The organism is Tumebacillus lipolyticus (genome assembly GCF_042682745.1).
Classification (GTDB): domain Bacteria; phylum Bacillota; class Bacilli; order Tumebacillales; family Tumebacillaceae; genus Tumebacillus_A; species Tumebacillus_A lipolyticus.
Genome location: NZ_JBHUIO010000018.1, coordinates 1 through 3,449 on the forward strand (window position 1 = coordinate 1; position 3,449 = coordinate 3,449).

Annotated in this window: 2 protein-coding genes and 1 rRNA gene; 1 reads left to right on the forward strand and 2 read right to left on the reverse strand. The window is 49.3% G+C overall.

Going from position 1 to position 3,449, the window contains the following annotated elements; all coding sequences use genetic code 11:
- Nucleotides 1–335: 335 nt before the first annotated feature.
- Nucleotides 336–1,280: a hypothetical protein gene (locus ACFSOY_RS19785; RefSeq protein ID WP_386049580.1), complete on the reverse strand. Its 945-nt coding sequence runs from the start codon at nt 1,278–1,280 to the stop codon at nt 336–338.
- A gap of 308 nt (nt 1,281–1,588) precedes the next feature.
- Here ACFSOY_RS19785 and ACFSOY_RS19790 point away from each other — a divergent pair, with 308 nt between their 5' ends.
- Nucleotides 1,589–1,852, forward strand: coding sequence for a zinc ribbon domain-containing protein (locus tag ACFSOY_RS19790; protein ID WP_386049581.1), 264 nt, complete (start codon nt 1,589–1,591; stop codon nt 1,850–1,852).
- Nucleotides 1,853–3,224: 1,372 nt separating this feature from the next.
- Here ACFSOY_RS19790 and rrf read toward each other — a convergent pair.
- Nucleotides 3,225–3,341, reverse strand: a 5S ribosomal RNA gene (rrf, locus tag ACFSOY_RS19795).
- Nucleotides 3,342–3,449 lie beyond the last annotated feature (108 nt).

Genomic DNA, 3,449 nt, shown 5'->3' on the forward strand with positions numbered 1-3,449 from the left:
GGTATCTCTCCACTTGCTAAGTTCTTTCCGTTTTCCCACCGCGTCTCTCGCGGCGACAGGACTTATAATATCACGGACAAGCGTCCGAACACAATCACTTTTTTTCGACAAATTTCTATAAACAATGCGTTTCTCACCTCCTGACGCATTCAGAAGCTTTCAGAGCGCATTTTGCTTGATTATTTGTGTACTTGGCGCGCCGATTCTCGACCCGATCTCAGATTCGGCCTCACCCCCCGCTAACGCAGCTCTCAATCCCCCAGCAGCCGCTCAACTTGCCCAGATTAAGATGCGCACCTTTCAAGCTTTGGTGGCTCAAAGATGTCTCTACATACCTAAGGGAGTTCGACCACCAACCCATCTGTGCGATACGCGTCGTTCTCATGGTTGGAAACTGCAGAGTTAACATCAGAGATCGCCTGCTGCTTCAAAAGTTTTGACTGTTTTTCCATCTCTTCTTTATTGATGGTTCCTTTTCTGTAGTCCTGTATTAGTAGATCATATGCTTCCATCGTCCGCTTCCGTTCAACGGAGACGATACTTTCCTTGTCCTGTTGATACGTATTGATCGTGAAGCGCGTTTGATCAAGATAAGCTTGTTCCCCGTCCATGCGAGTGATGACCGAATGAAGATTCCCACGCACGCGTACATTTTTGCAATGCTTCTTGATCAGCTGATAGAACTTGCCCAGATATCCGTGCTTCTCTCCTCGGGCCGTATTACATCCTGAAAGATAGATGACCCCCGCATATTTCTTAGGCAGTCCTAAATTAATTAGTTTTTCTGCTAGCTGTTCGGGTGTATGCCCATCGATCTGCGCTACCTCTTCTGCGTTTGCGAATCTCGCTCCATGACCAAAGATGCGCAGTTCCTCGTTTCCGATTGCAGCGAGTGCGCCATTGTTCCACGGAATCCAACTCGCTTCGTCTGTGGGGTCTGCAATGCTTTCATTCGTCACAGCCGACCTCTTTTTAATCGCATCATATATGACCTTATCGCCCTCCGATAAGCTTCCCTTCTTCCTGTCCATCTCCGGAAAGCTCGCCTTGATGGGGAGAATCATCCGCTGCACGACCGCCTGAGCAGATTCTGCTTGGGCTGCCGATCGATTCTTCAATTGTGCGCTCAAATATCGAGCGGTGCTCCTGTTTCCCATCGTCTGTTGCATCTGCAGTATCGCACGTTGAACGGAAGGTTGAGCGACCAATTGCTGCCTTTGCGCTTGATCCTGCTCTTTCTGACTCCGCCTCACTGTACGTTTCCCACCGGTCAAAATCAACGAGGATCACCTCTTTTGCACCATTTATTTATACTGATTATATCATGTCCATTTATATGATTAATAGATTTGTTCGCTCTAAGACCTGGTAGCTATGACCTCGGCACCTTCACGATCACGTACAGTTATCCGCTCTCTAGCCTTTATCTTCTCACAGCGTTTTGCACCTACGCGATCGGAGAGAGCTGTGATGTCATGAACCATGAATCAATTCGAAAAGGTGTAGATTTTGATCGTACGGTGCCTTGATTGATGATCTGCATGCTCCATAGTACAATCGTTTTAGTCAATCTTCCGGAGGGATTCTAATGAAAGCATATAAAAATTGTCAAAGTTGCGGAATGCCGCTCGTAAGAGATGAAAAAGGCGGCGGGACAGAACGAGATGGTCAAAAAAGCGTGATGTATTGCAGTCACTGTTATGAAAATGGTGCCTTTGTTCTCCCTGACCTCACCGTCGGTGAAATGAAAAAGCGGGTAGAAGATAAAATGGTCGAGTTCAGATTCCCTCGCTTTCTCGCTCGACTTTTCACCAGAAATATTCACAAGTTGGAAAGATGGAGAAACGTCTAATCCAGTCCGGTCTTAGCACCACCGCTAAATAACAGTAATGCCGTCACGCTTCAGGATGAAATCGTTCGATCGATTAAGAAAGGTACTCCTGATTCGATGTTTCTGATTGCCAGCGTGCAAACTGTCCACCTTCCCCGAGACTGCAGAATGCCCAATTCACGCTCCCATGATCGCAAGCGCTGCAGCTGCACACTTTTTTGGCAGACACTTGTTCAATCAATTTCTTCCTGCTTCCGCCGCAATTGCACCCAGATCGCTTCTCATGGATCATTCGTATCGAATCTAGCCTTTGCTCATCGACTCGCGCACTACCCTTCAGAGGCCTGCAAGGCGAGCGCAGCGTCTTTTTCTCGCTTCCGTCGTTCTTTGCTTCCCATCAGGAAGCCTCGTTCGCTCTCCGATGCCTATCCCCTGGTACCTATCAACGGTGCGCACTGAAGGTCGTCTAGGCTGGTATTTATGCATTCCCTGTCTTAGTTCGCGAAGTATAAGACGCTCACCCCTATATACGCTGTAGACTTTGTGGTTATGGTAAAAAAGACCCGATCCTCCAGATCAGGTTTCATCACGCCTCGAAGCGTCTTACTCTTTCAGAACGCCATACTCCCAGTACCAAACCTTCACTTTTACTCCGGTGGTTCTCCACTCCACTTCAAACGCGGCACCATTTCTATTCCCCTTTTGCATGCAAATAAAAAAACCGATCTCTTAGATCGGATCTCATCACGCCTGCCGCCGTCCTACTCTTCCAAAGCGCCTCCGTTCACTTATCATCTATCCACTTTCACCTCGGTGGTTCTCCACTCCACTTCGAACGCGGCACTTCTTCTATTCCCTTTTCACATACAAAAAGAAAAAGACCCAGATCTCTCAGATCGAGTCTCGTCTCGCCTATCGGCGACCTACTCTCCCAGGACCCTGCGGTCCAAGTACCATACCTTCGCTTTCGCTCCGGTGGTTCTCCGCTCCGCTTCGAACGCGGCACCTCTTCTATTCCCTTTTCACATACAAATAGAAAAAGGCCCGATCCTTCAGATCGAGTCTCGTCTCGCCTAGCGGCGACCTACTCTCCCAGGACCCTGCGGTCCAAGTACCATACCTTCGCTTTCGCTCCGGTGGTTCTCCGCTCCGCTTCGAACGCGGCACCTCTTCTATTCCCTTTTCACATACAAATAGAAAAAGACCCGATCCTTCAGATCGAGTCTCGTCTCGCCTAGCGGCGACCTACTCTCCCAGGACCCTGCGGTCCAAGTACCATACCTTCGCTTTCGCTCCGGTGGTTCTCCACTCCGCTTCGAACGCGGCACCTCTTCTATTCCCTTTTCACATACAAATAGAAAAAGACCCGATCCTTCAGATCGAGTCTTGTCTCGCCTAGCGGCGACCTACTCTCCCAGGACCCTGCGGTCCAAGTACCATCGGCTCTGCGGAGCTTAACTTCTGTGTTCGGGATGGGAACAGGTGTGACCTCCGCGACATTACCACTAGACACAGGTGTATTCCCTGAAAACTGGATGCGAATGTGAGTCGAAGAAGAAAACTTAGGATAAGCCCTCGACCGATTAGTACTGGTCAGCTACACGCCTCGCGGCGCTTC